The following is a 4,714-nucleotide window of genomic DNA, read 5'->3' on the forward strand; positions in this document are numbered from 1 at the left end:
TCTTCAAATAATTGCTCAGGGACGTTGCCAAAGTAGCCTAGCGTTACATGGGCTGTAAAGTGATATTGCTGTTCAATGCCTAGGGAAATAAGGTCAGGACTTTGATAGAGTGCCCGCCGCAATTTGATAATGCGATCGTAGGCTGATTCTGATACTGGAGCAAGAGCAAGGGCAATAGCGCGGGGCATGATCAACAAGCCCAGAACCTGCCAACGAATTGGCTCACTAGCTGCAACGGATGGTTGCACATCCCGAAAGATGTTACTAATAGACTGCTGCAACAACCCTTCAAACTCTGGATTTTCCGTAGCAGCGCTAAAAGCATCATCCCAAATCAAATCTGCCAGCGTGACATGAAAACTATCGGCTGGCACTGGTTGGAGCAAGTCTGGATCCAATTGGCGCACTAATTGCTGCTGCTGCTCAGCCATGCGGTCATAACAAGCTGCATTAGCTGGATCATCGGTTTTGGGTGGAGTGATGATGGTATAACCAGGAAACGAGGCTGGGTGCCATTGATTGTCGTTACCTCGATAAAACTTAGGAGAGGGTTGAATTTTGGGAAGTTGCGATCGGTAAGTCTCTGGCAACGTCATCCGCACCAGTCGATTTACATATGTCAGGTAGGAATCATCCACGCCGAGTCACCTTTCACCCTACAGAGCATCTTTTATTGTCTCAGATAACGTAAGTTTCGCACCGAGAAGACAGAATATGACAGGATATAACAATTGCTCTAGCTAACCAGTGGTACCAGCAGTGGCACAGCACCAAAACTGGTGAGTTATGCTACTGAGGCTTGTATAGCGCTCCATGAGAAGGTTTGGACATGATTGCAGTTGAGGCTGGCAGTGAGGACTCAAGTCCTCACTACAAACATTCTGGCAAACATTGTGGCCGTAGCTAACCATATGGCTAAACCTCATCGCTAACCCGTGCACTGCTATAGCAAAGATACAATACTAACTCTCCAAAACCAGCCACATAACCCGTTAGTTTGTAATCAGGACTTGGGTCTTGAGTACAAGCCATCTGTAGCGATAGTTTGGGGAATCAGTCTATTGCTGACCAGGCTACAAACAGTATCTACCGATTCTCAGCCAAGCATAGGATTTAGGCAGAAACATATTGTTACGAGTAATACAAACCTGTTGGTTCAGGTGCTCTCTCTGGAGTTGTCAAGGTCGTAAACACAGCATTGTCAGTACGGCGGATTGCCACCACTGCTGGTTTAGGTGGATCGTTAGGTCGTTTAGATGGCCAATTGGAGCCGATCGGCACCACACGCTCTTGCATAAACTCCTTGCCATCGGTAGTTTTCATAGCAAACTTACGGGTCTCGGCTGCCATATTTTGGCGAGTACCATTGGCCTCACCAGGATGCTGAATTGCTAGGAACAGGGTTTTGTCATCCTCAGTGAAAAAAGGCCCGGTAGTTTCTGTTTCCATGGGGCCTATGCCAAAGAGAAACGCTGCGCCCGCCTGCTGACCTGTGGTAGGGATAAACCAAATGCCGTTATTCCCATAAAGTCCTATCAAATCCTTCTGCCCTAGGGGTTGGCCGCCACTATCCACTCGACCCTTGAGTACAGATTGGTTGTGGTTGCCTGTAGACATATCTGTCACCATCCACAAATTGCCTTGATGATCAAAGGCTAAGTTATCTGGGTTAGCAAAGCCTAAGCCACCCTCGCTAGGCTCGCCGCCAGTTGCCATCATTTCCCAGGTGAAGGCTGTGGCATCAGGAGCATTCCCGTCTTCCGTCAGATGCATGATCCAGCCATATTCGTAGGCAGCCCCGTCCTTGCCCTTGAAAATTGCCTTATCAGGGCCACCATCACTACCAGGAGCACCAGAGGTAAAGGCAATGAACAGAGATCCATCAGGGGCGATATCGGTGTCTTCTGGGCGAGCTGTACAAGTAGCCCCGATCGCATTTGCAGCATAGTGAGCATCAATTAAAATCGCTCCCTGTTTCTCCTCTGGTGTACCCTCGTACAGGTCATCTAGGGTCTTAAACCGTCGCTTAAACTCAATAGCTTGATTGTCACTAGTGGGCACAAAAAAGCCGCCATTTGGACGATCGGGCAGCGGCACAATACCAGGATTATCACCTTTGCCAAAGACTTGACTAGGCAAAACTGGGTCTACTGCTGTCGTCATGGTCAGGGGTAACCATTTACCTGTGCCATCAGGGTTGAACTTAGCAACGTACAACATGCCATCAGTCAAGAGCTGGGAGTTTGCCTTGTCCTTTGGATCCTTTACCTTGGCCTTGCTGACAAACTTGTAGAGGTGACCACCGCGACGATCGCATCCAGAATAGAAGGCGAGGGGTTTACCAGCTTCCACACGAATGCCAACCGCCTCGTGACGATAACGCCCTAGCCACGTATGCTTGGTGCCATAGTCTTCAGGATTTGCTGGATCCACTTCGACCATCCAGCCATACTTGTTTCCAGCTAGTCCAAACACATTGCCAAATCCGCCACCACTGCTAAAAAATAGGCTCTCTGGCGGCAACGATGTCCCATCTGCAAACACTTGCTCTTGCACTTGATCCTGATAGTTCTCTTCCGCACTCAGCACTGTTCCCCACGGTGTGGTGCCCCCAGCGCAGTTCTGCATTGTGCCAATAATGTTTTCACCCAAGCCATCTAAATAGCCCTGTCCTTTAGTCTTGCGGAACACAGCCACACCAGGGCCAGTGGATTTTAGGTAGCGACCATCTTCCAACCCAGAAATGCCAGTAATCCGACGATCGGCCTTACTATTTGTGCGTTCCCACTTACCTTCCGCATTGCGTTTAATACCAATCACGCCAATGCCAAGATCAGTCAGCGCCTCCTTACACAGGACTTCAATCTTAGCTCTAAGGGGATCTCCCTTCGGTAGCCCGTGAGCATTGAGGCCATATTTACCAGCTTTTGCCAAGGCAGATTGAATATCCTTCAGCGGTAAAGCCTTGCCAATAACCTGCTCAAAGGTTGTGAACCACGTCTCGTTAATGTATTCAAAATTAACCGTCAATAATCCTTCGTCAGTGCCTGTGGGTACAAAGGAAAGGTAGTCATTGTTGTAGCCAAAACGTGAGTCACCAACCTTGTCACCCCAAGCTGCGATGATGTCGTAGGTAAACCCGTCAGGCAATACTAGATCGTCCTTAACTTCGTAACGACTAAGGTCAGTAATTTGCTTAGTCGCGGCTAGGCCATCGGTGACCAGAGGCATAGGACCCCGGACAGGCTCAAATCCAATCTCTGCTGCCACTGGACTAGCAGCAGAACCCGTAGTGGTTGTTGGCGAGGGGGATGGAACTGGTGCTGTTGACTGGGGAAGCTTGCCACAGGCGGCTGCTGCAACGCTAGCCCCTAGAAACATGAGGAGGTGTCGGCGGTTAAGAGTCATAGGGAAGACGATTGCTGATTGTCTAGGTATGAACCATGCTGGATACACTCTAGATCAACAGTCATGCCCTATGGTTAAGGTGAGGTAAGGAATGCAAAAATCTTCAGCCCACCCAGACTAATTGCTGACGACAGACCAACTTGCTAGCTAATTGGCTCTACTCGGGGTAAGCCCATGCTGTAATTAGCTACTCGACTATTCAGGTTGTAACTAATCGCCCCTTTCTGTAACAAATCACGGATAAAATGCTCTAGGTCTGAGCCAATACGACGCAGGTTATATTCGGTCAACTCTTCACCAGCATAGCTGTCTACAAGCTGATCAAACTGACGATAGACCTGCTGTAGTGCGTCATCATTCCAGGTGAACTCGTTATCAGGGTCAACGTCTAAGGTAAGAGCGTCAGTAGATTCGACGAGATCGCCGTCATCAACTTGGGCAGCAAAGATGCGGATATGACGAGTGGTGGACTTTAGCATAGGGAGGTGCTGGGCTGTTCACAGATACAACGTTATTGTAAGCGGGAAGTTGAGCAGGTTGGTCACAGGATTCATAATCCCTACAATTAGAGTTTCCTGGGGTTAGGAGCTATTGAGGCTCTAGGCGAACTAGCCGTCCTGTCATGTCCGTGCGATAAATCCAGCGCTGCTGGCCATTGGTGAACTCTAGCCGCCAACCCGGCACTAGGGCCTGGGTACAGATTTCATCAGCCTGAGCTAGCCCCAAACAACCATCTGACCAAGTTCTGGGTTGGCTGGCTACTAGCCTGAGCTTGTCTGGGGATATTCCTAACCGCTGGGACAGTGTTTGCCTCACTGCCTGGATGAGTTGAACAGGTGGTGATTGTGTCGAGGGGTTGTTAGCCAGAGGTTGGGATGCAGGCGGGCAAGATGAAGCAACGATCGGCATCATGATGCCTACACCCAGCACGTAAAGTGACAGTAGCCCAGTGAATACTAACTGCATGGCCTACACTCCTACAAAATTCCCATGTCTCTAAGCAGTTGTTACTGGTTGAAATGAACTAACCTGCGTCTGAATGGTTAAACTGACTCACGTAGCGCAATAGGGTTCCCCGTTGCCCCAGGATAAAGCCTCTGTCAGGGCTGAAGAAGACAATTTTATCCAGATTAGAGGGCACATCTTCCACTTCTCGATCGCGCTGCCACGTCTGGCCACCGTCCATGCTTACCAACAGCGTGCCGCTGCCCCCACAAGCCCAAATTTCCTCTGGAGTGCGATAGGCCAAATCCAGCAGGCCCCAACTATTAACTGATTCTGGCGTAATCACCTCACCCCAAGACTC

Annotated in this window: 5 protein-coding genes; all 5 read right to left on the reverse strand. The window is 49.6% G+C overall.

Annotation, left to right across the window (positions count from 1 at the left end; all coding sequences use genetic code 11):
- The coding region (locus tag NZ772_14275; protein MCS6814716.1) for a DUF1868 domain-containing protein at nt 1-638 on the reverse strand (638 nt) is incomplete at its 3' end.
- Between the two features lie 493 nt (nt 639-1,131).
- Nucleotides 1,132-3,408, reverse strand: a complete 2,277-nt coding sequence (locus tag NZ772_14280) for a DUF839 domain-containing protein (protein ID MCS6814717.1) — start codon at nt 3,406-3,408, stop codon at nt 1,132-1,134.
- A gap of 143 nt (nt 3,409-3,551) precedes the next feature.
- Complete coding sequence (locus NZ772_14285) at nt 3,552-3,887, reverse strand: NAD(P)H-quinone oxidoreductase subunit M (protein ID MCS6814718.1); 336 nt, start codon at nt 3,885-3,887, stop codon at nt 3,552-3,554.
- A 109-nt stretch (nt 3,888-3,996) separates the two neighbouring features.
- A complete protein-coding gene (locus NZ772_14290; protein ID MCS6814719.1) occupies nt 3,997-4,374 on the reverse strand; it encodes a hypothetical protein in 378 nt (125 codons plus the stop codon).
- 58 nt (nt 4,375-4,432) lie between these two features.
- Nucleotides 4,433-4,714 (reverse strand): YCF48-related protein (locus NZ772_14295; GenBank protein MCS6814720.1); only part of this gene is annotated, 282 nt, incomplete at its 5' end.

The sequence above is a fragment of the Cyanobacteriota bacterium genome (assembly GCA_025054735.1).
Classification (GTDB): Bacteria; Cyanobacteriota; Cyanobacteriia; order SKYG9; family SKYG9; genus SKYG9.

Coding starts and splice junctions, on each gene's coding strand:
- NZ772_14290 (MCS6814719.1), bottom strand. CDS start 4,374: ATGCAGTTAGTATTCACTGGGCTACTGTCACTTTACGTGCTGGGTGTA.
- NZ772_14280 (MCS6814717.1), bottom strand. CDS start 3,408: ATGACTCTTAACCGCCGACACCTCCTCATGTTTCTAGGGGCTAGCGTT.
- NZ772_14285 (MCS6814718.1), bottom strand. CDS start 3,887: ATGCTAAAGTCCACCACTCGTCATATCCGCATCTTTGCTGCCCAAGTT.